This is a genomic window from Ihubacter sp. rT4E-8 (genome assembly GCF_049852125.1).
In the GTDB taxonomy this organism is placed as follows: domain Bacteria; phylum Bacillota; class Clostridia; order Peptostreptococcales; family Anaerovoracaceae; genus Senimuribacter.
The window spans coordinates 1,323,382-1,349,909 of sequence record NZ_CP187532.1 but is presented as its reverse complement, the minus strand read 5'-3'; the positions used below and the strand labels follow the sequence as shown (position 1 = coordinate 1,349,909).

Genomic DNA, 26,528 nt, shown 5'->3' with positions numbered 1-26,528 from the left:
GCTACGCCTCCTTTTTATAATTGTAAATTATTCCGTCTATCATCGTCATTTCACAGTTCGTCGTATTTAAAAGCGGATTTCCATTAAATACCGCAAGGTCTGCGTCCTTTCCTACTTCCACTGCACCGATTCTATGTTCCAAATGCAGGTTTCTTGCCGCCTCTATCGTAAGCCCCCGCATCGCTGCCTCCTGTGACAGTCCATAAGCGGTACAGACCCCTGCAAGCGATGGCAGCATCAAAGTATCTGTATCCCACGACGCATCCTGAATTAGGGAAAACTTTACGCCTTCCCGCTCCAACATACCAGGATTGACCGGATCAATTGTTTCAAGTTCATATTTCAGCGGATTCATCAAAAGCGGTCCCAGGCAGCAGCGAACATTATGTTGCCCCAAAAACTCTGCAACTAATCTGCCGCCGGTCACATGCTCCAACGTATAATCGAGACCAAACTCCTCAGAAATTTTGACGGCCGTAACGATATCCCGTGGATCATGACAATGAATTTTCACCAGTCTCTTTCCCTGCAGCGCCTCTGCTACAGGAATGTTCTGCCAGTTTGCTGCGCTTTCAAAATCAAAATTTCCCGCGTCAAGCTGCGCCTTTACACTGTAAAATGCCTGCCGCAGTACTGCGGCGTTTCCCATGCGGCTAGCTGGTGAAACACCTTTTTTCCCCATAAACATTTTAGGATTGTCTCCCAGCGCCAGCTTCAGTGGCTGGCACTCTGCCAATTCTATCTCATCGACGACTGCCGCATCTTTTAATTTTATCGTCACACCGGTGCCATTGATTAAAGCTTCTGAACCCGGTAAAATGCAGTATGTAGTAAAACCGCCGCCGCGCACCTTTGCGATGGCTGGATCTATTGGGCTGATTGCTTCTCTAACAGAAAAAAATGGTCTAACTGGATTTGTTGTCATCTCATTGGTGTCATTCCCTGTTGCCAGGTGACCGTGGGATTCAATAAGCCCTGGTGTCACCCACTTATCCTTTGCGTCTATAATCTGACAGTCAGCAAAGGCGATAAAACCATCCCGCACTTCTCTTATTTTATTCTTTTCTACAATCACGGTCTGCCTATCCTTATAAGTACCGTCTGGCTGCAGCAGTCTACCGCACTGAATTGCTAATTTCTTTTCCATCTAAGCTTCCTTTCGTTTCAAAGTTTTGACTCTATCAATCTTGCTGACGACGACTGATGTGTTCAATAACATGTTATTCTAAGTAAAGTTTACGTCTTTCCTTGCCTTTTGTAAATTTATCATTTATAATGGCATCGTAAAATAGATTAATGATAAGAAAGGATTGTCTGAAATGATTGATATGAAGGATATTCTCTGCGTCTTGTCAGTGGCGGAAGAAAAGAGCATTACTAAAGCGGCAGCAAAACTATTCCTAACCCAGTCTGCCGTATCCCAAAGAATTACCAGAGTCGAAAAAGAACTAGGCATGGTACTCCTCCTGAGAAACAACCGCAGTGTAGAGCTAACCGATGCCGGACACCACTTTGTAGAAAATGCCAGCGTGCTAATTGCACAATGGAAAGGATTTCTCCACAAAATGGAAAGCTTTTCTTCGACCCACCAAGAGGGCGGTAGTATTAATATTGCCCTGCTTTCGCTGGCAATCTATTCAGAGCTGCCGCAGGTAGTCTCCGCTTTTATGTCTTCAAATCCTCACTGGACAGTCAATTTTATAAATGACACCATGGTAAATGATGTTGCGTTCAGCAAACTTCTTTCAGAAGAAATTGATTTTTATTTCCTTCATGCAACTACAGGTGCGTTAAACAATTTACAGCAAATAAGCTTCGCCCCGCTGTTTTCTGACTCCTTATCCATCCTGCTGTGCCGTACGGACCCTCTTTCAAAAAAAGAGATCATCCATGCAGAGGATCTTGCTGACGGTCATCTGATTACCTACTCGGCTGACCAGATTGAAATTTTTCCGGCATCTCTGAAGATTTCCTCCAGTGTCTGCAATAGCAATTTCCTTCCGTCCATGATTACAAAACCGGGAGACTTCTCTCTTGCGCCTCAGAGCCGTTGTGCTCCTATTCTGAACCAGTATCCTCATCTCTGTGCGCTGCCCTTTCAAGCTCCTGCAAACAACCATCAGCTGACTTTTTATTTGGTTTACAGCGCAAATCGTCCCAAGATTGAAGCTCACCCATTCTACCGATTTGTAATAGATTACTATGAAAACAAGAAAACATATTAAAGAAAAAAACGGGAAAATCTCAGAAAAGATTTCCCGTTTTTTGCACTAAGTCATTACATCCTTATTTACACAAATCATAAATCGCGGTCGCAAACAGCATTCCGCTTACCAGTAGCTGATCAATTTCCGCAAACTCATCCGGTCCATGCATTTTGTTATCCACATTAAGCTTTGCGCAGCCAAAAGCAACGCCGCCCGGTAAACCGTGCACATAAGTACCGCCGCCGATGGCGATACATTCTCCCTTTTCGCCAAACCATGTTTCATAATGTGCAAGAAGTGTCTTGACAAGCGGTGTATCCGGCGATACATAATGCGGCGCGCTAATACTGGTCTCTGCTGTATAACCGGCTGCCTTCAGTTTCTCAGGCAGCGGCGCAAAATCAGGTTCGCTCATGGAAATCGGCGTCCGGCTGTCCACCTCTGCAAAGAGATTTCCCGTTTCATCGATGTTCAAAATATTAAAGGACACACTGATTTCACCGGATTCCTCATCCTGTCCGTAAATGCCTGCAGATCTGCCGTGACCATCGCCATGGGGAAAGATTTCGTGCAGCGCCTTAAGCATTGAAAAATCTGCCTCCGGCAGTTTCGCTAGTAGCTGCAACATTGCTGTCGCCGCATTGTTGCCCGCGTCAGGATCTGCCGCATGGGCGGCAATGCCTTTTAAGGCAACGTGAAGCTGTGTGCCCTCAGATGCAAGCGCAGTTTCTACACCGGTTTCTTCCGCCAGCTGCGCAAGGAGCTTTCGCATCTCTTCTTCACAAACACCAGAAATCACAGCCTCCGCGTCTGCCGGAATGACGTTGCTCTTAGTGCCGCACTGCACCGATTGAATCTTTACAACGCCTGTCTGTTTTGGCAGAATTCCATTAATTTTCACACCGAAATGCCCTTTTTCCAAGTTAATCAAAGGATAATCCGCATCTGGTGAGAATGTCATCTCCGCAGGGCTTGTCTTTGTCCAATAGTAGTCCAAATCAGAACTGCCGCATTCTTCGTCGCAGCCGACTACAACCCGGACCCCTTGCTGCAGAGAAATTCCCAGTTCCTTGATCGCGCGAAGTGCGTAAATGGCAGCAAGCGCTGGTCCCTTATCATCAGCGGTTCCTCTGCCGTATACTTTTCCGTCCACTTCTTTCATCACAAAAGGCTCTGTTACTGTCCAGCCTTTACCCTCCGGCACGACGTCCAAGTGCGCCAGGATTTCCAATTTCCGCTCTTTGCTGTCGTCCAGCTGAATAATGCCTACATAATTCTCCCAGTTTTCCGTGTAAAGTCCATAGCCTGCGGCGATTTCCAGCGTTTTTGCCAGCGCCTGCGCCGGACCTTCCCCGTAAGGCATACCCTCTTTCGCCTCTGTTCTTTGGCTATCTATAGCGATTAACGCTGCTAAATCCTGCAGAAACTCTGCACGATGCGCTTCAAAATAAGCCTTTACCTGCGGCATAGTATCCAGTATCCTCTGTTCCATTTTCCTAACCTTCTTTCTCTTGTGTTTACAGTATCATTCTATCATGGCTTTTAGTGCTGTCAATAGGATTTCTTGTAAAAAGCCTTTTCTTTTTGTTATATAATACAAATTGCTATCTTGTAGTCTTCTTGCCCGATTATACACGGTAAAATTCCTCTTGACACGAGTCCGACTTCGGACTATGCTATATATTGTTGTCAAAAGTCCGATTTCGGACTTGTCTCAGTTTTCGCTGCTTACGGCAAGCGACAGTTCATACAGGAGGTTTTTTTGATGAAAACAGTTTTAAGTCCAGAATTTTTGGAGTTCAACCGTCTATATAAGGAAGAAAGCGATATTTACAGGGAAGTCGCCATGCGTCTTGGCTCCTGCAACAGCGCAATCAGCATTCTCTACGATTTGTGCTGTCTGGGAGAAGGCTGCACGCAGAAAGACATCTGCGACAATTCCTATCTCAGTAAGCAGACCGTCAATTCCTCCATCCGCAAACTGGAATCAAACGGCTATATTTATTTGGAAAAAGGCAAAGGCCGCAATTTGCAAATCTATCTGACAGACAGCGGGCATAAGATTGTTGAAGAGAAAATTCTCCCTGTCATGGGTATGGAAATGCGTGCGTTTTCTGCGCTGGGTGATAGCGGCGAGGTACTGCTGCAGCTCATGCGCAGGTATCTTGGCAACTTGCGTCAGGAAGTTGCATCCTTGAAATAACATATACCTAAATTGCAAAAGGAGGGATTCTACATGCGAATACAACTATCAGAACATTTCACATATAAAAAACTCTTTCTCTTTGTCCTGCCATCTATCGTCATGATGATTTTTACATCCATTTACTCGATTATCGATGGTCTTTTCGTGTCCAACTTTGTGGGCAAAACAGCTTTCGCTGCAGTCAACCTGATTATGCCAATTTTCGGAGCGCTCAGCGCCATTGGTTTTATGCTGGGTACCGGCGGCAGCGCCATCGTTGCGAAAACCTTAGGAGAAAAGAAACAGGATCTTGCCAATCAGTATTTTTCCATGCTGATTTACGCTTTAATCATCGGCGGCGTCACCATTTCCCTGGTGGCACAGATTTTTGTCCGCCCCATATCCATTCTGCTGGGCGCAGAAGGTGAACTGCTGGAATACTGCGTGCTTTATTGCCGCATTATGCTGATTTCACTGCCCTGCTTTATGCTGCAGTGCGCCTTTCAAACCTTCTTTGTCGCCGCGGAAAAACAAAAGCTGGGACTTTACGTCTCCATTATTTCCGGCGTCCTCAACATGGTGTTTGACTTTCTGTTCATCGCAGTATTTCACTGGGGTATTGCCGGCGCGGCAATCGCTACTGCCATCGGAGAAATCTTTGGAGGCATTTTCCCAATCGTTTACTTTACAAGGAAGAACAACAGCCTGCTTGCACTGACTCGAACTAAATTCTATCCAAAGGCACTGTTAAAAGCCTGCACCAACGGTTCTTCTGAGCTTTTAAGCAGTCTTTCCTCTTCTCTGGTCGGCGCCCTTTACAATCTGCAGCTTCTTAAGTTTGCCGGAGAAAACGGCGTCGCCGCTTACGGCACAATCATGTACGTCAACTTCATCTTTGCTGCTATCTATCTGGGCTATAGTATGGGCTGCGCACCGATTGTCAGCTATAATTACGGCGCAGAAAATTATGCAGAACTAAAAAATCTGTTCAAAAAAAGCGTCCGCGCCATTGTGTGTACCGGCGTTATACTAGTTGCCATGGCACAGCTTCTGACAGTACCCCTTGCCGCCATTTTCGTCGGTTACGACAAGGAGCTGTTCTCTATGACCTGCGGCGGTTTCCGGATCTGCGCCATGTCGTTTCTGATCTGCGGCATCAACATCTTCGGTTCCTCCTTCTTCACGGCGCTGAACAACGGGCTTCTTTCCGCTTTGATTTCCTTTCTCAGAACACTGGTATTTCAGGTATCTATCATCCTGATTCTGCCGTTGCTTCTAGAATTGACCGGCATCTGGATGTCCGGCGTTACGGCGGAAATTCTGACGCTAATCGTCACTGTGACCTGCCTGGTGTTAAATCGAAAAAAATATCATTATCTATAAAGCTATTTTGATCCTACGCTCCCCTTTTCCTGTCTATCTCTAGCAAAAGGGGAGCTTTACACCTTTTCCTGAACTGCTACCCGTCAAGTAGACAAACGAAAAAATATAAGATTTTCTGCCAGCTGGATATATATTCCAGCTGGTATCTTTATGCCGCCTGCAAATATGACTGATGCTTCTCGAGCGGTGTCAAGACTCCCAGCTTCCGCTGCAGGCGTTTGTTGTAGTATTCGATGTAATCTTCAATCATTGCGACCAGGCTATCCCTGTCAGTAAACTTCTTCCCATAGTACCGTTCCCGTTTTAGAATTCCCCAAAACTCTTCCATCGGACCATTGTCAATACATTTACCTACTCTCGACATACTCTGTGTCATTCCGGCCTCCTCAATCTTTGTGTGGAATGTCCGATTTGTGTACCGAAAGCCCCGATCGCTGTGAAACAGTGGGTGTGCATTCGGATTCTTTGCTACAGCGTCATCAAAATTGTTGAAAACAAGATGATTGCTATTGGAATCGCCAATGGTGTAGGCAACAATTCTTCGATCATACAAGTCTAAGATGGCACTGAGATATATCTTATGCTTTGTGTCTTCTCCGTAATATTTGAATTCTGTAACATCCGTCAGCCACTTCTGGTTCGGTGCATCAGCATGGAACTGTCTGTTTAAAATATTCTCTGCGATGAACTGTGGTTTGTCTGCATGCTGTGTACAGCCTTTGTTTTTATACTTGATGGTAGACTTGATGCCCAACTTGCGGCAGATTCTCAGTATCCGCTTGTCATTTACATCAATTTGGCAATACCGCTGCAGGTCATCTCTAATTCTGCGATATCCCTTGTCCGGACTTTCTACGTGAATTGTTTTTACGATTTCTGCAATTTTTCTGTTTTCCAGTTCAGGGGCAGATATCTCATGCTGCAACCATTTGTAGTAGGCAGCACGACAGACCCCTCCGATTTTGCATAATGCAGACACCGGATAGCCATGTGTTTCATGTTCTTCTTTGATTGCCTGATATATGAATTCCTGGCGAATCAGGCTCAGCCCCGCCTCCTCTCGATTTCCTCTAATTTTTTTAGAAAAGATACCTCCATCTCTGCCCGCTTATTGGCTGCTCGTAACATTCGATTCTCTGCACGAAGTTTTTCAAGTTCACTCATTTCCTCTTCGGATTTACGATGTCATCTTCCATCTATTAAGCCATTCACTCCTGCTTCTTCATACTTGATGGTGTAGTTGCGAGCCTGCTGATATGATATTCCAAACAATTTCGCAGTCTGCGCATAATTTCTATCATGCGCAATACAGTATTCTACGATTTTAGTACGCTCATCAAATGTGGTTTTCTTTCCTTTTGTCATAGTGGCGGAACCTCCTGATGAATTTGTTTTAGAGTCCATACCACTATTATACATCATAATCCACAGTTGTAGTTTGGATCTTGAACGAATTCCGTATTTTCTGCAGATTTCATCCTGTGAACCCACACCATTTAGGTAATCCTGTACAGCCTGATATTTGAGTTCTTTGGAATATTTTTTGTATTTCTGTTGAAACGCGTCATTTCCCAGAGCCTCATAATTACGAATCCACTGCCGCACAGATGATAGACTTACATCATACATTTCTGCAAGTTGTTTTTGGCTGATTCGACCTTCCGTGTACAAATTTACTGCCGTTATTTTTTCAGAACTTGATATCTTCTTTCGTTTCATTGAAAATGCTCCCTCCTAAGCGACAATTTTATATTATTTCTCTTGTCTACCTAAGAGGGAGCATATCATCCGACTAAAAAAACGCCCATTTTATGGATTTTCCAAAGAAAAAGGGGCCCCTTGCCTAATATTTTATCTGTTCATCTCGAGGCTCCAGTCCGCAAGCTCTGTATGCAGCAGTTCATGGGCTCTGTGGGAATTGGGCTCGCCGAGAAACTCCTCGTATGTCAGCCGTACTGCTGTATTCTCGTGAGAAAAACGTAGTCCGGAGAATTTATCCAGGCCGTAAAGAATTTCTCCCCTCGCCTCAGCAAATTCACATCCGTCTTTCACCGGCTGTCCGCCGCCGCCTACACAGCCGCCCGGACATGCCATAATTTCCACGAAATCGTAGGAAACCTCACCTTTTTTGATGGCTTCCATCAGCTTGCGAGTATTTCCCAGTCCACTGGCAACCGCGACGCGCACTTTGAGTCCCTTGATCTCAAAGGTTGCCTCTTTCCAGCCGTCCATGCCGCGTACGCTTTTAAAGCTGTCTGCTTCCGGATTTTCACCGGTAATGAGAAAATACGCGCTGCGAAGGGCAGCTTCCATGACGCCGCCGGTTGCGCCGAAGATCACACCTGCACCGGATCCTTCTCCGAAAATAAAGTCAAACTCCTCCTCTTTCAAATCATGAGCCTGAATATTATCAGCGCGAATGAGGCGATCCAGTTCTCTGGTTGTCAGCACCAAATCTACATCCTTGCCATGTCCGGCATCATCTACCTGCATTACACCTTTTTCATACTTCTTTGATAAGCAAGGCATAATAGATACCGAATAAACTAGATCTGGATCAACGCCCATCTTCTGTGCGATATAAGTCTTAGACATCGCGCCAAACATCTGCTGCGGTGATTTAGCCGTAGAAAGATTCTTTACATACTCCGGATACTGGGTCTTCACAAATCTTACCCAGCCCGGACAACAGGAAGTGAACATCGGCCAATGATACTGCTCCTTATTGGTAAACCGTTCAATAAACTCGCTGCCTTCCTCCATAATCGTTAAATCTGCGCTATAGGTTGTATCAAATATGTAGTCAAAACCAATTCTGCGCAGCGCGCTGACCAGCTTGCCCGTAGTAGCTTCTGTTTTAGAAATTCCAATTCCTTCACCCCATGCAGTACGAATCGCCGGTGCAATCTGTACCATGGTGATTTTGTCGGGATCCGCAAGGGCATCGCGGAGCAAGCTCAAATCGTCTCGCTCTCTGAGAGCTCCCACCGGACAATGGGTAATGCACTGTCCACAAAGGGCGCAATCTGATTCCGTGATTCTTTTATTTCTTGCTACGCCAACAGAGGTTCTATAGCCAGAGCCTGTAATATCCCATACATTCAATCCCTGCACCTTATCACATATTTGTACGCAACGCATACACTTGACACACTTGGATGCCTCACGAATCAAAGGAAGTTCAAAATCCCACCGGTTAACATCTGCGATATTTTTATACGGCTGCTCAATGATGCCTAAATCATTGGCGATCTTCTGCAAAGTACAATTACCGCTCTTGACACACTGAACACATTTACAGTCGTGATCAGACAGAATGAATTCTACGTTAATGCGTCTGACCTCTCTCACACGAGGACTGTTTGTCAGGATTTCAATGCCCTCCTCTACTTCTGTATTACATGCAGTAACCAGCTTTTCCATACCAACCTTTTCAACAAGGCATACTCTGCATGCGCCGATTTCATTGATATCTTTCAAATAGCAGAGATGGGGAATTTTGATTTCAACCCTTTCTGCCGCTTCCAAAATCGTTGTTCCCTGTGGAACTGAAATATTCTGTCCATCTATTTTTAATTTTACCATTTTTCTATTCTGCCTCCTCTGAATGAACCAAATCCACAGGCGTCGCAACGCAGACACCTGGAACATTCCGCCAGAGATTCCTGTCTCGTCATTGGAAGCTCTATAGCGCCGAAATCTCCGCCTCTTTCTGAAGCGTATCTCTCCTTCATTTCGATTCTTCCTCTTGCCTTCTTATCTTCTGTCGGCGGTACCGGTATTTCGATGTCGCATGTAATCTCATGATTATATCCCAGATAATTATCAATATTGGCCGCGGCAACTTTACCGGCAGCAATAGCGTTGATAACCGTAGACGGTCCTGTAACACAGTCCCCGCCTGCATAAATCCCCTGCACCTTGTCCACTACGTTGGTTCTCTCTGTTTTGATATTTCCGCGAAATACTGGAATACCATACTTTTCAAAAAAGCCCAAATCTGTAGCCTGCCCGATAGCTGAGATAATAATATCACAAAGGAGTTTCTCTCTTGGCTGCTCCGCCTCTACCGGTCTCGGACGTCCGGACTTATCGGATTCTCCTGCGATTTGAGGCTGAACATAAAGTCCTTTCACATTACCGTTTTTATCGACAATTATTTCTGACGGTGCTTTTAGTTCCATCAAAAGGCATCCCTCCGCAATAGCGCCTCCAATCTCGTCAGGAAGCGCTGTCATATCGTCTCTTCGTCTTCTGTAAACGATACAGACTTCACTGGCGCCCAGACGCTTAGCAGTTCGCGCAACATCCATAGCAACATTTCCGCCGCCTACAACAATAACAGATTTTCCATTAAAATCAGGCATAGCATCATCGCCGATACCTCTGAGCATTTCAACGGCAGGAATTACACCTTTGGCATACTCTCCCGGAATACCCAAATTCTTATGGTTGTGAGAACCGATAGACAAATACATCGCATCGTAGTTTTCTTTGATCTCTTTGATAGCGTCATCGGATTCTACGTCATAATCTGTTTTAAATTCTACGCCGGCGGAAGCGATGGCATCGATATCCCATTGCAGCTTTTCTCTCGGCAAACGATAGCTAGGAATGCCATAGCGAAACATACCTCCTAGCTGCGTCCTTTTTTCAAATACAGTAACATCATGTCCCATAACAGAAAGGAAATATGCTGCAGAAAGTCCCGATGGCCCGCCGCCGATAACGGCAATTTTCTTACCTGTACTGTCCATTCTTTGCGGAACCGGTACATTTTCTGAACAGTTGTCAACGGCATATCTTTTGATGCCTCTGATATTAACCGGCGCGTCTATAATGTTTCTCCTACACTTTTCTTCACATGGATGTTCGCATATCAAAGCACAAACTGTAGGGAACGGATTATCCTTTCTGATCAGTCTTACCGCGTCGTCATAACAGCCGGCGTGAACTAGAGCTACATACCCAGGTACATCTACACCGGCTGGACATCCTCCTCTGCAAGGTACGGCCTGCCGCTTGTTGATAATATTGTCAGCACAGCAATGATTCAGAATATGAGACTCATAATCCTCTCTGAAACCGGCCAAACCACGCAGTACCATTGATGCCGCCTCCATACCGATGGCGCAGTCCGATGCTGCCTGAATCGCTTTTGCTGTTCTTTCCAGCTTATCCAATACCTTCAGATCCAAATTAACATCCATGGACAGGATGTCCTCCAACATGATCTGAAGCTGTCCCAGACCTACTCTGCACGGCACACATTTACCGCAGCTTTGGGCATGGCACATCCGAAGAAAAGCAGCCGCCATATCTACCGGACATTGTCCTGCAGGGCTGGAGATAATTCTTCGCTCCAGATCTCTGTACAGACCTTCTACCGCGAGCTGGGCCTGGTCCTTTGACTTCATGTACAGTCTTTCCATTACTATATAAACCTCCTATTTGCGGGATGATTTTACACATCCCAAACCTTAAAACTTCCCAATTATTATATCATATTTTGAAAAAATTTGAATAAATTTAGCAAAAAAGTAATGTATACTTGTTTCGCTATATTCTGAATATTTTTTGCCAAAATTGTTCTACATTTTTCACGAATTTTCCACATTCCACCCTTTTGCATTTTTTAAGGTTTCCACAGTTTTTGCACAGATATAACAGTATTGTATACAATTTTATCCTTATCCTCATGTGGAAAACAAAAATTGATATACACTAGTAAATTCAACTGTTTCACGCATATTTGAATTTGTCAAGACACAAGTTATCCACATATTTCATTGCATTTTTCATAGAAAAAAAGACTGCGGCGAACCCAGCGCTGTTGGCTGAATTCATGCAGTCTTTTATCGTTCTTTTAACCTTTTTCCAGCTTATTTTGTCGCTTTAGCCACAGGAGGAATTCTATCTTCCATCATGTTCATCAAAGCGTCAGTGCAAGGTAAAACGTCTACCATTTTTGCGTCTGCAGCCGGGACAAACTTAGGGCACGCAGGTTTCATAACGCCGCCCAAAACTTCTCCTATCTCTGCATACTTGTAGAGCGGCAGGGTATCATCCATTTCCCAGGAAATATCAGCTTCATCTTCGAATTCGAATTCTTCCTCGAATACATGTGCCAATTCCGCAGCGATTTCCCAGTTGCTAAAGTCAACATCTTCGCAAATGGCTGCTTCTACCGGCAACAGTCTGCGCTCTGTATTGGTGTAAGTTCCATCTGTGCTGGCAAATCCAGTGCCAGGAATGAATACATCCGCTTTCTTAGCAGTTTCCGTCATATAGATGTCGGAAACCATGAGGAATTCCAATCCGGACAGATCTACATCCTTTGGATCTTCTCCAAAGATAACCAGACCCTTCACGCCTTCCATTGCTTCTGCACCTGCGCGAATGCCCATATCTGCCAGGCCCTGAGAATTGTTCTTCGGTCTTACTGCCAGAATACCGTCTCTCGGCGTTCCGATATGTCCAGAGAGCAGAGCAATATCAGCAATCAAGGCAGCAGCTTCTACGCTGAGTACGTTCTGCTGATATACGATCATTGCCTTCTTAGCATTCGCATACATTTCTGCAGCTTCCTTGATCTCGTCACATACCGCAGCGTCAGCTACAGATGCGGAAAATGCATCAAAGCCTTCTGTGTCGGATTTCCTACCCAGATCAAGCAGAGCCTTTGCGAAACCCTTCAGGAATGCTGTGCTGTTATCTGTATCGATAACCTTATCTGCAAATTCATAAGAAGTCTGGCTTTCCGGCGTATTGAGAGCGATTACCTTCGCTCCTGCTTTAGCAGCCTGTTTCATCTTATTCCAGATAACCGGATTTTTCTTCTTGATGAATCCCGGTACGAATATAACATCTGTACGCAGCAGTTCATCAATGGTATTTGGAGAAGCATCCAGTCCCAGAACATCATATAACGCATTGTGTCTGGTGTTGAAGCAGAGCGTCTTAGCGCCGACTACCTGTGCAAACTTCTTCATCGCGTAAGCTTCTTCGTTAGTATATCTGTCAGAAATAGCTACTGCAATAGCATCAGCGCCATGTCTTACTTTAACTGCTTCCAATTTCTTAGCAGCCATGACAAACGCTTCATGATAATCTGTCATGCGGAAATCATCACCGTCTTTGATCTTTGGATCTACTTCTTTTCCTTCCAATACAGCGGTGTCAAAGCCCCATTTACCCTTGCCGCAGCAAATGCCTGCGTTGACTGCTCCCTCTTTGGACGGATTCGCTTTGATCAACATATCCGCATAGGATTCTAAATCCAGGGTACAACCGACAGAGCAGTAAGAACAGGTCGTTTCCGTAACATCCGTTTCCAGCGGAACTTCCTTCTGTACCGTCTGTCTCTCCTGCAATGCGCCTACCGGACATACGCTGACACACTGTCCGCAGGATTCACAGCCTGATTCTGCAAGCGGCTTCTCCAAATTAGGTTTAACCACTGTATCAAATCCTCTATTTACCAGTCCCAGCGCGCCTACGCCCATGACCTCGTCACAAACTCTCACGCAGAGTCCGCAGAGAATACATTTGTTCGGATCCCTGACGATAAATGGATGATCGTCTGTAAATTCAACCATATTCTTATCGCCAGCCAATCTGTCAGGATCTACCTCGTACTGATTAGCAAAGTCGATGAGCTTACACTCGAAATAATCGTGACAGCCACATTCCAGACATCTGGATGCCTCTGCAACTGCCTGATCCTCTGTAAGTCCATCGTATACCACTTCACTGAAATTATCTTTTCTCTCCGCAGCAGTCAGCTGTTCAGCCTTCTCTCTGCACATTCTTTCTCTATCCTCAAAGGTAGCTTCTGTCACATCAGTTCTCTCTACGAAATATGGCGCTTCATAGCTTACTGCCTCACCATTCAAATAAGAATCGATAACGATAGCCGCTTTATTTGCATCAGCAATAGCCTCAACTGCGATAGAAATCTTATCATTACCACAGTCGCCGCCTGCAAATACGCCAGGAATGCTGGTCATGAATGTATCAGGATCGTAAGCAATAGCGTTCTTTCTGGTCTTATCCACATCAAACGGAGTTGCGTCTACAGCCTGACCAATAGCCAGAATAACTGTATCTACATCGATGGTTTCAGTTTTACCTTCTACCGGAATTGGCTTTCTTCTGCCAGAAGCATCAGGCTCTCCCAGTTCCATAACCTGCAATACCATCTGTTTAACGTGGCCGTTTTCATCCTTAATGATCTCAAGCGGATTGGTCAGGTTCTTAAAGATAACGCCTTCTTCCTCGCCTTCCTCGATTTCCAGACGGTCAGCCGGCATTTCATCCTTTGTTCTTCTATAGATGTTATATACTTCTTCCGCGCCTAATCTAACCGCAGTTCTGCAAGCATCCATTGCCGTATTTCCGCCACCGACGATAGCAACCTTCTTTCCGAAGTCAATATATTCGTTTCTGACAACCTTTCTGAGGAAATCAATACCGCCGATTACACCGTCAGCATCCTCTCCAGGACATCCTACGCCTGTGGAAACCCACGCGCCGATTCCCAGAAGTACAGCGTCAAAATCATTCTGAACCGTCTCAAAGGACAGATCCTCACCAATCTTAGTATTAGGAATAATTTCCACGCCCATAGAAGCGATGATATCAATTTCCGCATCCAGAACTTCCTTCGGCAATCTGTATTCCGGAATACCATAACGGAGCATACCGCCCAGCTTCGGCATTGCGTCGAAAATCGTCACATCATGACCCTGCTGTCTTAGGAAATATGCCGCGGAAAGACCCATCGGACCGCCGCCGATAATCGCCACGGATTTGCCAGTCGGTTCTGCAATCTCAGGAACAAAAACTTCCTCAGTCATCATATCGTAGTCCGCGGCAAAACGCTTCAGGGCCGCAATGCTGATCGGCTCATCTACCAAACCTCTCCTGCATGCGTCCTCACAAGGATGCGGACATACACGTCCAATCGATGCAGGAAGCGGAATTCTATCTTTGATCAATTCGTTTGCCGCCTCATATTCCCCATTAGCAATCAGTCCCACATACCCCTGACAGTCAGTTCCTGCCGGGCAAGCCTTTGCACATGGAGCTTTACAATCGCCGTTGTGATTAGAAATCAACAGCTCTAAATTCGTTTTTCTGGATTCTACAACTCTGTCCGTATTTGTCATAACAACCATGCCGTCCGCAATGGTCGTCGCACACGCTTTGCAGAGTTTAGGATTTCCTTCTACTTCTACTACGCACAGTCCGCATGCGCCATAGATCTCAGTTCTTTCATCAAAGCAAAGTGTTGGAATGAAGATATCATTCTCTCTGGCTACTTCTAAGATAGTCTGTCCAGGAAGGCCAAATACTTCTTTGCCGTCAATATTCATTCTGAATTTTTTCATCGTATTTCCTCCTCCCTATTTCTTCTCAATAGCGTTGAACTTACAGTTTTCTTCGCACTTGCCGCACTTAATGCATTTAGTCTGGTCGATAACATGCTTTCCCTTTACCTCACCAGTAATCGCGCCAACAGGACACTTCTTAGCGCACAGAGTACAACCCTTACACGCGTCAGTAATTTCAAAGCTGATCAGTTCTTTACACGATTTCGCAGTACACTTTTTATGATAAATATGATCTTCATACTCATTTCTAAAATATCTGATAGTAGTCAATACAGGGTTTGGCGCTGTCTGTCCGAGACCGCACATCGCGCCGTCCTTAATCTTGCCGGCAAGTTCTTCTAACAGCTCGATATCGCCGTCTCTACCTTCGCCTCTGGTAATACGCTCCAGGATTTCCAGCATTCTCTTTGTACCGATTCTGCAATAATTACATTTTCCACAGGATTCCTTCTTGGTAAAATCCAGGAAATATCTTGCCATATCCACCATACAGGTATTCTCATCCATAACGATCATACCGCCGGAGCCGACGATAGCGCCAGTCTTGTTGATATCCTCATAGGTAACCGGAGTATCGATCAAATCAGCCGGAATACATCCGCCGGAAGGTCCGCCCATCTGTACAGCCTTAAACTGCTTATCCTGCTTAATACCTCCGCCGATACCAAAGATTACGTCCTTTAACGGCAAGCCCATCGGAACTTCCACCAGGCCGCCCTTCTTAATCTTTCCAGCCAGAGCAAATACCTTGGTGCCTTTTGATTTTTCAGTACCCATAGCGCCGAATGCAGCGCCGCCGTTAGCTATAATCCATGCTACGTTAGCATAAGTTTCTACATTATTAATGTTCGTTGGCTGCTGCCAGTAACCTTTTGCCGCAGGGAACGGCGGCTTCAGTCTAGGCATTCCTCTTTCGCCTTCCAGGGATGCGATCAGCGCTGTTTCCTCACCGCAGACAAATGCGCCCGCGCCGGCCTTAATACGAATATCAAAGTCATATCCGCTGCCAAAGATATTCTTGCCAAGGAAGCCCTTTTCTCTCGCCTGCTCCATGGCGATTTCCAATCTCTTAATCGCCAGAGGATACTCAGCGCGGCAATAGATAACGCCTTCCGTTGCTCCCATAGCAAAACCGCCGATTGTCATACCTTCAATTACAGAATGTGGATCGCCTTCCAGAACAGATCTGTCCATGAATGCGCCCGGATCGCCTTCGTCCGCGTTGCAGACTATGTACTTATCCTTTCCAGGATTACCCTTTGCCGCGTTCCATTTGAACCAAGTCGGGAAGCCTGCGCCGCCTCTGCCTCTCAGACCGGACACTTTAATTTCTTCTATAACTTCATCCTGCGTCATGGAAGTGACAACCTTTTTGGTAGCCTCATATCCACCTACAGCCAGATATTCCTCGATCTTCTCAGGGTTAATCAAACCGCAGTGACGGAGTACAACTCTCTGCTGCTTATCAATAAACTGTTTATCTTCTTCAGAAATAGCGAACTCCTCTACCGGCTTTCCGCCTTTCAGGTGTTCCTCTACAATTCGCTCTACTCTATCCGGCTGCACCTTGACATATCTGGTCATATCGCCGTTATCCTCATAAACGTCTACGATAGGTTCCAGATAACAAGTTCCTACACAGCCGGTAAAATCCAGCGTAACATCCACGCCATGCTTTGCGATCTGCTCCTCAAAAGCAGCCTGGGTCTTCTTTGCTCCGGTTGCGATACCGCAGCTGCCCTGTCCTATAATTACTTTCATTATTTTTTGCACCTCCTAAGCTCTTTCTCTGATCTCAGCCAGGATTTCTCTTACCTTGTCTTTTGTCAGATTGCCGTAGGTCTCGTCTCCGTCGGCACTCTGGATCATCATGACAGGAGCCAGGGAACAACAGCCCAGACAGGCTACGTTGTTCAGGGTGAAGACGCCGTCTTCTGTGGTCTCCCCGTCCTGAATACCCAGATATTCGCAAACTGCTTCTTCAATCATTTCTGAACCATTTACATGGCAGGCAGTTCCCTGACACAGCATGATCAAATATTTGCCGATTGGCTGCAATCTGAACTGTGCATAGAATGTAGCTACTCCATAAATCTTGGCCGGTTTAATTCCGGTCGCTTCAGAAATGTGGTTGATGGTATCTATAGACAAATATCCATAGATTTCCTGTGCCTTCTGTAAAATCGTAATCAGACTTCCAGGAACTTTTGCGTACTGGTCCAGAACAGGCGCAAGTTCTTTGAACTGCTCGTTCTGTGTTCCACATCCGCAACAACATTTTTCACTCATTGATGCTTCCTCCTATTTGCTTTATTCACTCCTAAAAGATTTTTAGCATAAAAACTATACGCACTATTATACTTTTTTTTTGAAACAAAATCAATATTTCCGGAACTAATTAAGTTTTTAACAAACATTTTTAATACTTGGAATAATATTCATTTTTTTAATATATAAATTTCTGGCAATTTTACTCTTTATTCCATGATTTTCTAGTTCGTTTTTCAGCCGGTCAAACAACTACCGAAACCGTCCTACTACATAATTTTTAAATGCGAGATACGCCCCGGTCAGCCGCCTGTGCTTGGGCCAGATCAGCGCCATCATAAACTCCTGAACCGGTACGATGGGCAGCACTGCAATAGTTTCGTCTTCATAATTGCCTGCTACCCGGTCTGTCGCCATCAGAATCCCCCGATCCGCCCGCAGCATATCCACCATGATCTCCGTCTCCTGGGTATTCATAAACGCTACGTTGAACGGTACGTCATTTCGCTGATAAAGCTCCTTCATTTCGTTATAGAAATGAGAATCGCTTTCCCCGGTCAAAAGAGGCATTTTCCCCAGATTTTCAAGTTTCATGACCGGCTCCTTAGCCATGGGATTTTCTCTGTTAATCAACACATTCAGATGTTCCATAGTCAGAACTTCATGCCGCACTGACGGTCTGATATTGTTTTCGCGGCATTTGATAATCGCAAAATCCAATTCTCCGTTTTCCAGCATTTCGTAAGCTCTGTAATTGTCCACTACCTTGATACTTCCGATGACGTTCTGACTGACTGCGAAAAAGTCGTTGATGACCGGCATCAGACCTGCCGTCTTATAAAACGGAAAGACGCCGGTACGAATGACCGTCTTACTGTCCGCGGTGCTCTGACCGAACGCAGCCATGAGCCTGTCAATGGAAGTCACCACATCCTTTGCATAAGAACAAAACTTTTCCCCCTCAGCTGTCAAAAGCACGCTATGGGTATCTCGTTTAAACAGTTTCGTCTGCAGTTCTTCCTCCAGCCCATGAATCTGCTGGCTGATGGCAGGCTGACTGATAAAAAGCGCCGCTGCTGCTTTTGAAAAGCTCTGATGCTTCGCAACCTCCATGACATAAAAAATCTGACGAATCTCCATCTTACCGTTTCCTTTCCTGGTATTTGCTTGTTATAACTTTATCTTATAACCGTATTGTATCTAATTATTTCCCTTTTGGCAATAGCCGCGCTACAATAATTTCAGAAAATTTTTTCAAGGAAAAAGGTGAACAACATGCATTCTATCTTACAAGAAGCCATGGCGCTGAAAGAGGAACTCATCGCCTGCAGAAGGCAGATCCATGAAAATGCTGAGTTAGCATTCGACCTGCCGAAGACCCGAAAGCTGGTGACCGACACCCTTTGCACCATCGGCTGCGATCCAAAACCGCTGGGCGGCGGCATTACCTGCACCATCGGAAGCGGCGCGCCAGTTCTTCTTTTGCGGGCGGACATGGACGCACTGCCGCAGACAGAAGAATCCGGACTTGACTTTGCCTGTCAAAACGGCGCCTGTCATTCCTGCGGTCACGACGCACACACCGCCATGCTGCTGGCAGCGGCAAAAATTCTGAAAAGCCACGAAAGTGAACTTACCGGTACTGTAAAACTAATGTTTCAGGCTGGTGAAGAAACCCTGCTGGGTTCCCAGAAAATGATCGACGCTGGGATTTTAGAAAATCCAAAAGTTGACGCAGCCATGGGGCTGCACATGAATTTCGGTCCCTGCGGAAAATTCGACATGCATCCAGGCACACTGACTTATAGCGCCCATCAGATGATGCCGTCAGCTGACGAGTTCAAAATCACGGTAAAAGGACATTCTGCCCACGGCAGCAGCGCTTTTCTGGGTATTTCTGCCGTCCATGCAGCTTCTGCCATCGTTACTGCCCTGCAGCAATTGCTTCCTTTGGAACTACCGGCTGATGAACAGGCAATTCTCTCCATCGGCAGTCTGCACAGCGGCAGCGCTTCCAATATCATCCCCGATGAAGCGATGATTATGGGCAATTTCAGAGCATATAACCCACAGTATCGAAAATTGATGCAGGAAAGAGTTGCTGAAATCGCATCCGGCATCGCAGCAGCATGGCGCGCGGAAGCTAGCACAGAGTATATTGCCGGCGTCGCACCAAATGTAAACGATCCGGACATGGCAGCCGAAATGGCCGGCTATGCTGCAGAGGTCATGAAACAGGTTATCGTCATACCGCCGGTCAAAGGCTCGGAAGACTTTGCTAATCTGTGTGCCCATGTACCGACCTTCTTCGCCAATATCTGCGCAGGTGATCCTGCAGACGGATATCAGTACGCCATGCACAGTCCGAAAGCCAGACTGGATGAAGACGCCCTGCCTTACGGCGCAGCGGTTCACGCCATCTGCGCAATCAAATGGCTTGAAAACCATCAATAAATATGCTATTATCATCGAAATTGAGAAAGGAATTATCATGAACGGATTATACGCACTGACGATCGTCATGATCGTTTACGCACTGGGCGATATGATCGCCACCAAAACCAAAGCTATTATCTCCATGTTATTTGTTGCCTCTGTCATCTTCGCAGTAGGTTTCTGGAACGGTCTTCCGGCAACCATTTTCGCAGACTCCGCCCTGCAGGGCTTTGCCAGCGTTACCGTGGGACTGCTCCTTGTACATATGGGAACCACCATCAAGCTGAACGACCTGCTGAAAGAATGGAAAACCGTTGTCATCGTACTCTGCTCCACGATCGCAATTTGCCTCGGCGTTTACTTCCTGGGCGGCATGCTCATCGATAAAGCCATGGCTCTGATTGGCGCTCCAATTTTGGGCGGCGGCGTTGTTGCATTCGTTGTCATGAGTGATGCGCTGAAAAATGCCGGTGAATCAGTTATCGTCTTCGGTTCCCTGGTTCTCGTTATTCAAGGAGTTGTAGGATTTCCTATTGCTTCTTTCCTCTGCAAAAAAGAAGCGCTGCGTCTGAAAGGTCAGATTGCAAGCGGGGAGCTGGTACTGAACAAACCGCTGGAAGACGGCGCTGCAAAGCCAGCTTTCCGCATTTTCCCGAAAACACCGGAAGATTACAATGGACCAAACTATCTGATTGCAAAACTTGCCATCGTTGCATGTCTTGCCCAGTGGCTGTCCGGCTTAACTGGCGGTAATGTCAACATGCTGGTAATCTGCCTGATCCTCGGCGTTATCTTCAAAGAAATCGGCTTCCTTGATGAGGCGTCCCTGACCAAAGCCAACGGCTTTACTTTCGTCATCGGCGCAGTTTTAGTCAACGTATTTGCAAGTCTTGCCAACACCACCCCGGCACTGGTATTGTCTATGATTAAACCACTGGCAGTAGTTGTCGTAATCGGTCTGGCATGCTGCGCAGTCGTATCCATTCTCATTGGAAAGATTTTCCACCAGAGCTGGTACATGTCCTGCGCCCTGGGTGTTACCGCGCTGTTTGGCTTCCCTGGCACCCTGATCGTGCCGACCGAAGTTGCCAAAGCCGTTGCTGACAACGAAGAAGAAAAAGAAGTCATCTTGCAGAATATCCTGCCAAAGATGATTATCGCAGGTATGGTATCTGTATCCATCGTTTCCGTTGTCTTCGCCGGTGTTATGGCAAACTGGGCATAATACAAAAACAAAAAGGGCAACCGTATAGAAAGGATAAGATTTCATTACGGTTGCCTAATATGTTTTATTTACACTAAATTTGTTCGTTCCTCAGCATATCGTCATAAGTCTGCCGTTTCACAGCAAGACGAGCTTCGCCTTTTTTGACAAATACTACTGCTGGAATCGGATTCTTATTGTAATTGCTGGCCATGGAATACCCATATGCACCTGTAGAATATGTTGCAAAGATATCCCCCGTTTCCGGCGCTGGCGTCGGAAGATCCTGAATCAGAATATCTCCGGATTCACAGCACTTACCGCAAATAGTAACCTTTTCAGTCGCCGGCATATCCGCTTTATTTGCAATCACACCTGTATATTCCGCCTGATACAGCGCCGGACGGATATTATCTGTCATGCCGCCATCTACAGAAACATATTTTCTGATGTCTCTGATCTCTTTGATGCTTCCGACAGTATAAAGTGTAATGCCCGCTTCCGCAACAATACTTCTGCCTGGTTCAATAACGACCTGGGGCTGCGGCAAATTGCGGTCTGTAAACCATCGACCAATCCGCTCCATCATTGGATCCAGAAAATAGCTGTACGGCGGACGTTTCTCATCTACATAAGTTACGCCGAAGCCGCCGCCCAAATTCAATTCCTTCACGGTTTTCCCAAAGGTGTTTTGTACCTTTCCTGCAAGCTCCAAAAGTACTTCCAGCGCTTGCAGATGAGACTCTCTGTCCAGAAGCTGGGAACCGACATGGAAATGCAGTCCGTAAAACTCCACATACGGAGAGTCTATCGCCGCTTTGATCTGCGGCATAATCACATCGTCATCGAGAGGGATTCCAAATTTAGAATCCTTCTTCCCGGTGACAATATAGTCATGGCTGCTGCTCTTAACGCCCGGTGTAATGCGAAAGAGTATTTTGATTGTCTTACCTTTGTCCCTGCAAATGTCCTCAATCATTGCAAGTTCTGAAAGCCCGTCTACAATAATTCTTCCGATACCGTACTCTACTGCCATTTCTAATTCGCCGCGCAGCTTATTATTGCCATTAAACTCAATTCTTTCGGCCGGAAACCCGGCCTTGATCGCAGTATACAGCTCTCCGCCGGATACTACGTCCACACACATGTCTTCATTTCTTACAATCTCCGCCATCGCCAACGGAAAAAACGCCTTTGCCGCATAAGCGACCCGGCTGCCCGGATACTTTTCCACAAAATCCCGCCTAAGCTCGGCAAATCTGCTCACAATATCGCTTTCAGAGTAGACATACAATGGTGTGTCATACTTCTGCGCAAGCTCTACAGTGCTGCATCCATCAAAATATAAGGTATGCTCTTTGATTTCTTTCACCATTATCTTGCCTCTCGTTTCTCCTATCTTTCCACCGTAAAGACAATGCTGCCTTTTTCGGTATCCATCTTGCAAAGGGTGCCCATCGGAAGTGTCATCATCGGTTTTCCATGTCCTGATTGTACGTTATACATCACAGGAATGTCAAGTCCCTCAAAGATTTCCGCAAGGCAGGAAAGCTCTGTATAAGAAGGACACTCCTCATTTACAATTTTCGTAAACTGTCCCAGAATAATTCCTTTGCATGCTGCCAGCTTTCCGGCGTTTCTGAGATGATACGCCCACTTTTCAATTTTCGTCACCGGCTCGCACACTTCTTCTATAAACAGAATCTTATCTTTCGTATCCGGTTCATACGGTGTGCCGATACTGGCAGAAAGGAGAGAAAGATTTCCTCCTATCAATCTGCCTTCTGCTGCGCCGGATTTCATCACGCCAATCTCAAATCCTGCCGGATTCTGAAATTCGTAAGTGCCTTCTGCGTTCAATGCTGCAAAGAAGGATGTTTTGGATGATTCATCGAAGCCATCCGCCATATTGGATGAAACCATTGGTCCATGAAACGTCACCAGATCACACTTTTGATTGATTGCAAGGTGTAAACTGGTTACATCACTGTAGCCGACAAAGGTCTTTGGATTTTTCGCAATCAGGTCAAAATCTATGTACTCCATTGCCCGGCTGCCGCCGTCTCCGCCGCGAACACAGAAAATGCCGTCCACTGCGGGATCTGCAAACATTCTATTGACCCATTGTCCGCGAACCTGCCCGCTGCCAGCCATATAACCAGCGTAATCTGTATCCAGATTATCTGCCAGTTTCACTTGAAACCCCAGATCCTCAACCGCTTTCACGCACTGAGCAATCCGTGCCGTTTCAATGGCAGAGCTGGCGCAAATCAATCCGATTGTATCTCCTTTTTTTAATTGTTTGGGATAACGCATATTCACACTCACTCTCTTGGTTAGAACCACATTATATTTACAATAACAGTTGCCGCGATCAGGGACGCAAGGTCGCCTAAAAGACCTGCGGCAATAGAATGTCTGGTGTTGCTGACACCAACAGAACCGAAGTATACTGCTACAACATAGAACGTTGTTTCTGTAGAACCAAGTGCAACAGAGGCAATCCTACCGATTTGAGACTGTGTGCCATACTGTGTTAAAAGATCTGTCATCATACCTTCTGCACCGCCGCCGGAGAAAGAACGCATAATACCCATCGGAAGCACTTCACTTGGCATATCAATTAAGTTGGTCAATGGGGACAGAATGCTGCAGAGCCAATCCATCGCTCCGGAAGCTCTGAACATACCGATGCAGCAGAGCATCGTTACCAGATAAGGAATAATCATTACTACTGTTGAAAAACCTTCCTTTGCACCTTCTGTAAATACAGAGTACACAGGAACTTTTTTACAAATCGCATAGAAGGTTACCAGCGCTACTACCACCGGAATCGCCCATATCGATATCGTTTCTAATACTGCTGTCATGTTCTTACCTCCTTACCATGAAACCTTTTCTTCTTTTACATTAACAGAATTGTAACCTTCCGGCAGAACAATTGGGCTGTCTCCGATGTAATCTTCGTTAATTTCCAATCTGCCAGCAGCCATTTCTTTTTCAATTACATTTTCCCACTTCCATTTCTTTACCTTCTGGAATAGCAGTGTAAATGCAACACCTGTAATCGTAGAAATCGTAGTTGCAATAATAACCGGTGCGATAATTTCAGCAGCGCCTGTAGTCTGTACAGTAGAACGAAGGCCAATCGCCGTTACCGGAATCAATGTAATGGAAGTTGTAGAGATCGCCATCAACATACACTGTGCGTTCGTTGCAATACCCTTTGTCGGATTCAGCGTCTGTAACTCCTGCATTGCTTTTAAGCCAAAAGGAGTTGCCGCGTTACCAATACCCAGGATATTTGCCGCAAAGTACAACGCCATTGCGGAGTTTGCAGGATGGTCTGCCGGAACATCCGGGAACAAAAGTCTCATGACCGGCGCAATGCCCTTACCCAGCTTTTCACACAATCCCGCCTTCTCCATTACCTTCATAACCCCGCAGAAAAATGCCATGATACCAGTTAATGGAAGTGCAATATCCATTACTGCCGTTTCTGCAAAAGAAAAAATGTTTTCCAGAACCTTATCCATCGTGCCAGTTGCACCACCAGCGATGACCGCGATGACCGCTAAGGCCACCCAGATATAATTCATCATAATTCAATATCCTCCTTAAAAATTACGTGTAGGTTACACGATGTTTCATAATTGCCAATTTAACATTTTATCTTTTGAAATCCATCGCCTGGTCTGCAGCCCTTCGATAAAACCTTTGAAATAAAATCTTAAATTGCTTGACAGAAGGTAATATCGCAATATTCATGCCAAATTCACCTTTTCTTCACAAAGAGGACAGAATCGAAAAAGCTCCACACCTCTTTTCAAAAGAGTCGCCGCAATTCCATTTGAGTACACTTTTCACCTATATTAACATGTAAGAAACAAATTCACAGTAATAAAATAAAAACTAGTGGGAATCTAAGAAAAGAAAAACTTTATCACTACATCAACTCTTTTTTGTGACAAATTGCGACCCGACCCTCAAATATAATCCGAAAAACAGAACTATAAATCCTGTTTTTCGGATAAATATATGTAGCATGCTCCACGAATCCTACTCTAAAAGACTATATTTGTAAATTTTTTAGGCATGATTCTTGCGTATATTATCATAGTATGGAACTACATATGTTTCTGTCAGAAAATAATACTCTAACTTGCAGCTTCTCGAAAAGTATTTGCAAGTCACCATCAGGAAAGGAACACTTCAAGATGAATAAGATTCAATATCATTATACCAATTTTGCAAAACAGGCCTTCTTTGCTATTTGCTTTATTTATGCGCTGCTGCGCTTTCTAATTATGGCGGAAATCGTCCTGTTTAAAATTGAGGGTTACTATCAGGCTACCAATATTCCGCTGACACTATTGATGTATCTGGCAATTTTCTCCATCATTATCACTTTATTCCGCGGCCATCGATTCTGCTATAGTACATATAATGAAAATCAGCTGACTTTCCACAATAATCTTCTCCGGAAAACTCGCAGTCTGGAATTAAAAAATGCTAAGGTTGCGGTTTTTGACACAAGAGGCGTCAGCTTTTATTCCTCTCCAAGCGAAAACTTTTCTCAGGAAACGCCAGTATTCTTTCTTCCTTTTTTCCGGGATGGTATCATTGAAGCTGTACAGATCAACAGATTTTACAAGATGTTAAAAGAAATGCCGGACATGCAAGTCATCAAGCGATTTAAAGTTCTTCCAGGCTACAGCAAAAAATGGAACTTCGTCACCATAGCCTATGGTTTTCTTGCAGTTATCGTCTTTCTGAGCTGTGCTACACCGCTAACTCTTTTCATCGTACTGCTGCAGAACCATTAAAGAGAGAATATATGACAATCAGACAATACGGCAATCTGGTGCGGCTTTTGGATCTGGATGAGGACTTTATCATCGATCTCATCTACGCCACACCCAATAATTTTACAGGTAGTGTGGTGTATGACTCTCCTGAATGCTTCATCGATATTGACACAGCAAAACGGCTCATCGCCGCCAAAGATTTAGTAAAAAAGGACGGCCTTCGTATGAAAGTGTGGGACGCTTTCCGTCCAGTCAGCGCTCAGCAACGTTTTTGGGATCTCCTGCCTGACAATGATTTTGTCGCCTATCCCCCAGACATGGCAGTTATCACAGAATTTAAAAATTCCCATATGAATGGGCAATGTGTCGACGTAACTCTAACAGACACAAATGGCAAAGAGCTGCTAATGCCCAGCGCCTTCGATGATTTTACGCAAAAAGCTCGCCTGGACTGTCCGGAGACGTCTGGCGAGGCTCTTAAAAACGCAATTTATTTACGAGAAATCATGATGCAAGCGGGATTCACCCCCTACATTGGCGAATGGTGGCATTTCTACGATAAAAATCCGACACCAGCAAGATACACCGAGACTATTCCGAAATAATAGTCTCGGTTTTCAATTCATGCTGTATTTCGGTAGC

The 26,528-nt window shown here is 45.4% G+C and carries 21 protein-coding genes; 7 read left to right on the top strand and 14 right to left on the bottom strand.

Annotated features, from left to right (window positions below; translation table 11 throughout):
* Position 1 precedes the first annotated feature (1 nt).
* Entirely contained in the window at positions 2-1,147 is a 1,146-nt protein-coding gene (locus ACPW7J_RS06725) for an amidohydrolase family protein (RefSeq protein WP_251630456.1), read from the bottom strand.
* 181 nt (positions 1,148-1,328) lie between these two features.
* Between ACPW7J_RS06725 and ACPW7J_RS06720 the strand changes: the two genes are divergently transcribed.
* Positions 1,329-2,225 (top strand): LysR family transcriptional regulator, encoded by an 897-nt coding sequence (locus tag ACPW7J_RS06720; RefSeq protein WP_425757339.1) that lies wholly within the window; start codon positions 1,329-1,331, stop codon positions 2,223-2,225.
* A 61-nt stretch (positions 2,226-2,286) separates the two neighbouring features.
* Here ACPW7J_RS06720 and ACPW7J_RS06715 read toward each other — a convergent pair whose 3' ends face one another.
* A complete protein-coding gene (locus ACPW7J_RS06715) occupies positions 2,287-3,699 on the bottom strand; it encodes a Sapep family Mn(2+)-dependent dipeptidase (RefSeq protein ID WP_425757337.1) in 1,413 nt (470 codons plus the stop codon).
* A gap of 273 nt (positions 3,700-3,972) precedes the next feature.
* Between ACPW7J_RS06715 and ACPW7J_RS06710 the strand changes: the two genes are divergently transcribed.
* Together ACPW7J_RS06710 and ACPW7J_RS06705 are read left to right on the top strand one after the other, a co-directional pair.
* Complete coding sequence (locus ACPW7J_RS06710) at positions 3,973-4,410, top strand: MarR family winged helix-turn-helix transcriptional regulator (RefSeq protein WP_161909276.1); 438 nt, start codon at positions 3,973-3,975, stop codon at positions 4,408-4,410.
* Positions 4,411-4,443: 33 nt separating this feature from the next.
* Positions 4,444-5,775 carry an MATE family efflux transporter gene (locus ACPW7J_RS06705; RefSeq protein WP_425757335.1) on the top strand — a complete coding sequence of 444 codons (1,332 nt, stop codon included), beginning with the start codon at positions 4,444-4,446 and terminating at the stop codon, positions 5,773-5,775.
* A 148-nt stretch (positions 5,776-5,923) separates the two neighbouring features.
* Here ACPW7J_RS06705 and ACPW7J_RS06700 read toward each other — a convergent pair whose 3' ends face one another.
* From ACPW7J_RS06700 to ACPW7J_RS06665, 8 genes are all read right to left on the bottom strand, one after another.
* Positions 5,924-6,754: an IS3 family transposase gene (locus tag ACPW7J_RS06700; RefSeq protein ID WP_425757333.1), complete on the bottom strand. Its 831-nt coding sequence runs from the start codon at positions 6,752-6,754 to the stop codon at positions 5,924-5,926.
* Positions 6,755-6,960: 206 nt separating this feature from the next.
* Positions 6,961-7,494, bottom strand: coding sequence for a helix-turn-helix domain-containing protein (locus ACPW7J_RS06695; RefSeq protein ID WP_425757332.1), 534 nt, complete (start codon positions 7,492-7,494; stop codon positions 6,961-6,963).
* A 132-nt stretch (positions 7,495-7,626) separates the two neighbouring features.
* On the bottom strand, positions 7,627-9,360 hold the full coding sequence (locus ACPW7J_RS06690; RefSeq protein ID WP_425757330.1) for a [FeFe] hydrogenase, group A: 1,734 nt from the start codon (positions 9,358-9,360) through the stop codon (positions 7,627-7,629).
* Positions 9,354-11,207: an NAD(P)-binding protein gene (locus ACPW7J_RS06685; RefSeq protein ID WP_425757328.1), complete on the bottom strand. Its 1,854-nt coding sequence runs from the start codon at positions 11,205-11,207 to the stop codon at positions 9,354-9,356. The genes ACPW7J_RS06690 and ACPW7J_RS06685 overlap by 7 nt, the downstream gene beginning before the upstream one ends.
* Positions 11,208-11,657: 450 nt before the next feature.
* A complete protein-coding gene (locus tag ACPW7J_RS06680) occupies positions 11,658-15,167 on the bottom strand; it encodes an NAD(P)-binding protein (protein ID WP_161873294.1) in 3,510 nt (1,169 codons plus the stop codon).
* A gap of 15 nt (positions 15,168-15,182) precedes the next feature.
* Positions 15,183-16,931 (bottom strand): NADH-ubiquinone oxidoreductase-F iron-sulfur binding region domain-containing protein, encoded by a 1,749-nt coding sequence (locus ACPW7J_RS06675; RefSeq protein ID WP_425757326.1) that lies wholly within the window; start codon positions 16,929-16,931, stop codon positions 15,183-15,185.
* Between the two features lie 15 nt (positions 16,932-16,946).
* The gene (gene nuoE / locus ACPW7J_RS06670) at positions 16,947-17,459 is read right to left on the bottom strand and encodes an NADH-quinone oxidoreductase subunit NuoE (protein WP_161873296.1); all 513 of its coding nucleotides are present in this window, start codon (positions 17,457-17,459) and stop codon (positions 16,947-16,949) included.
* Positions 17,460-17,690: 231 nt separating this feature from the next.
* Positions 17,691-18,578 (bottom strand): LysR family transcriptional regulator, encoded by an 888-nt coding sequence (locus tag ACPW7J_RS06665; protein ID WP_425757324.1) that lies wholly within the window; start codon positions 18,576-18,578, stop codon positions 17,691-17,693.
* Between the two features lie 135 nt (positions 18,579-18,713).
* On the opposite strand from ACPW7J_RS06665, the gene ACPW7J_RS06660 reads away from it, so the two are divergent.
* Both ACPW7J_RS06660 and ACPW7J_RS06655 read left to right on the top strand, forming a co-directional pair.
* Entirely contained in the window at positions 18,714-19,892 is a 1,179-nt protein-coding gene (locus ACPW7J_RS06660) for a M20 metallopeptidase family protein (protein ID WP_425757322.1), read from the top strand.
* Complete coding sequence (locus ACPW7J_RS06655) at positions 19,819-21,099, top strand: hypothetical protein (protein WP_425757320.1); 1,281 nt, start codon at positions 19,819-19,821, stop codon at positions 21,097-21,099. The genes ACPW7J_RS06660 and ACPW7J_RS06655 overlap by 74 nt, the downstream gene beginning before the upstream one ends.
* A 73-nt stretch (positions 21,100-21,172) precedes the next feature.
* Here ACPW7J_RS06655 and lysA read toward each other — a convergent pair whose 3' ends face one another.
* The 4 genes from lysA to ACPW7J_RS06635 are packed head-to-tail and all read right to left on the bottom strand — an operon-like array spanning position 21,173 to position 24,680.
* Positions 21,173-22,453, bottom strand: a complete 1,281-nt coding sequence (gene lysA, locus ACPW7J_RS06650; protein WP_424959777.1) for a diaminopimelate decarboxylase — start codon at positions 22,451-22,453, stop codon at positions 21,173-21,175.
* Positions 22,454-22,473: 20 nt separating this feature from the next.
* Positions 22,474-23,394, bottom strand: a complete 921-nt coding sequence (locus tag ACPW7J_RS06645) for a S66 peptidase family protein (RefSeq protein WP_425757509.1) — start codon at positions 23,392-23,394, stop codon at positions 22,474-22,476.
* A 20-nt stretch (positions 23,395-23,414) separates the two neighbouring features.
* Entirely contained in the window at positions 23,415-23,948 is a 534-nt protein-coding gene (locus ACPW7J_RS06640) for a nucleoside recognition domain-containing protein (protein ID WP_161873302.1), read from the bottom strand.
* A 12-nt stretch (positions 23,949-23,960) separates the two neighbouring features.
* On the bottom strand, positions 23,961-24,680 hold the full coding sequence (locus tag ACPW7J_RS06635; RefSeq protein WP_161873303.1) for a nucleoside recognition domain-containing protein: 720 nt from the start codon (positions 24,678-24,680) through the stop codon (positions 23,961-23,963).
* A 615-nt stretch (positions 24,681-25,295) separates the two neighbouring features.
* Here ACPW7J_RS06635 and ACPW7J_RS06630 point away from each other — a divergent pair.
* Together ACPW7J_RS06630 and ACPW7J_RS06625 are read left to right on the top strand one after the other, a co-directional pair.
* Entirely contained in the window at positions 25,296-25,904 is a 609-nt protein-coding gene (locus tag ACPW7J_RS06630) for a hypothetical protein (RefSeq protein ID WP_161873304.1), read from the top strand.
* Between the two features lie 11 nt (positions 25,905-25,915).
* Positions 25,916-26,491, top strand: coding sequence for a M15 family metallopeptidase (locus ACPW7J_RS06625; RefSeq protein WP_425757317.1), 576 nt, complete (start codon positions 25,916-25,918; stop codon positions 26,489-26,491).
* Positions 26,492-26,528 lie beyond the last annotated feature (37 nt).

What these genes read in the sequence shown, in the direction of transcription:
- ACPW7J_RS06725 (WP_251630456.1), bottom strand. Translation starts at nt 1,147, where the DNA reads ATGGAAAAGAAATTAGCAATTCAGTGCGGTAGACTGCTGCAGCCAGAC.
- ACPW7J_RS06720 (WP_425757339.1), top strand. Translation starts at nt 1,329, where the DNA reads ATGAAGGATATTCTCTGCGTCTTGTCAGTGGCGGAAGAAAAGAGCATT.
- ACPW7J_RS06715 (WP_425757337.1), bottom strand. Translation starts at nt 3,699, where the DNA reads ATGGAACAGAGGATACTGGATACTATGCCGCAGGTAAAGGCTTATTTT.
- ACPW7J_RS06710 (WP_161909276.1), top strand. Translation starts at nt 3,973, where the DNA reads ATGAAAACAGTTTTAAGTCCAGAATTTTTGGAGTTCAACCGTCTATAT.
- ACPW7J_RS06705 (WP_425757335.1), top strand. Translation starts at nt 4,444, where the DNA reads ATGCGAATACAACTATCAGAACATTTCACATATAAAAAACTCTTTCTC.
- ACPW7J_RS06695 (WP_425757332.1), bottom strand. Translation starts at nt 7,494, where the DNA reads ATGAAACGAAAGAAGATATCAAGTTCTGAAAAAATAACGGCAGTAAAT.
- ACPW7J_RS06690 (WP_425757330.1), bottom strand. Translation starts at nt 9,360, where the DNA reads ATGGTAAAATTAAAAATAGATGGACAGAATATTTCAGTTCCACAGGGA.
- ACPW7J_RS06685 (WP_425757328.1), bottom strand. Translation starts at nt 11,207, where the DNA reads ATGGAAAGACTGTACATGAAGTCAAAGGACCAGGCCCAGCTCGCGGTA.
- ACPW7J_RS06680 (WP_161873294.1), bottom strand. Translation starts at nt 15,167, where the DNA reads ATGAAAAAATTCAGAATGAATATTGACGGCAAAGAAGTATTTGGCCTT.
- ACPW7J_RS06675 (WP_425757326.1), bottom strand. Translation starts at nt 16,931, where the DNA reads ATGAAAGTAATTATAGGACAGGGCAGCTGCGGTATCGCAACCGGAGCA.
- nuoE (WP_161873296.1), bottom strand. Translation starts at nt 17,459, where the DNA reads ATGAGTGAAAAATGTTGTTGCGGATGTGGAACACAGAACGAGCAGTTC.
- ACPW7J_RS06665 (WP_425757324.1), bottom strand. Translation starts at nt 18,578, where the DNA reads ATGGAGATTCGTCAGATTTTTTATGTCATGGAGGTTGCGAAGCATCAG.
- ACPW7J_RS06660 (WP_425757322.1), top strand. Translation starts at nt 18,714, where the DNA reads ATGCATTCTATCTTACAAGAAGCCATGGCGCTGAAAGAGGAACTCATC.
- ACPW7J_RS06655 (WP_425757320.1), top strand. Translation starts at nt 19,819, where the DNA reads ATGAAGACGCCCTGCCTTACGGCGCAGCGGTTCACGCCATCTGCGCAA.
- lysA (WP_424959777.1), bottom strand. Translation starts at nt 22,453, where the DNA reads ATGGTGAAAGAAATCAAAGAGCATACCTTATATTTTGATGGATGCAGC.
- ACPW7J_RS06645 (WP_425757509.1), bottom strand. Translation starts at nt 23,394, where the DNA reads ATGCGTTATCCCAAACAATTAAAAAAAGGAGATACAATCGGATTGATT.
- ACPW7J_RS06640 (WP_161873302.1), bottom strand. Translation starts at nt 23,948, where the DNA reads ATGACAGCAGTATTAGAAACGATATCGATATGGGCGATTCCGGTGGTA.
- ACPW7J_RS06635 (WP_161873303.1), bottom strand. Translation starts at nt 24,680, where the DNA reads ATGATGAATTATATCTGGGTGGCCTTAGCGGTCATCGCGGTCATCGCT.
- ACPW7J_RS06630 (WP_161873304.1), top strand. Translation starts at nt 25,296, where the DNA reads ATGAATAAGATTCAATATCATTATACCAATTTTGCAAAACAGGCCTTC.
- ACPW7J_RS06625 (WP_425757317.1), top strand. Translation starts at nt 25,916, where the DNA reads ATGACAATCAGACAATACGGCAATCTGGTGCGGCTTTTGGATCTGGAT.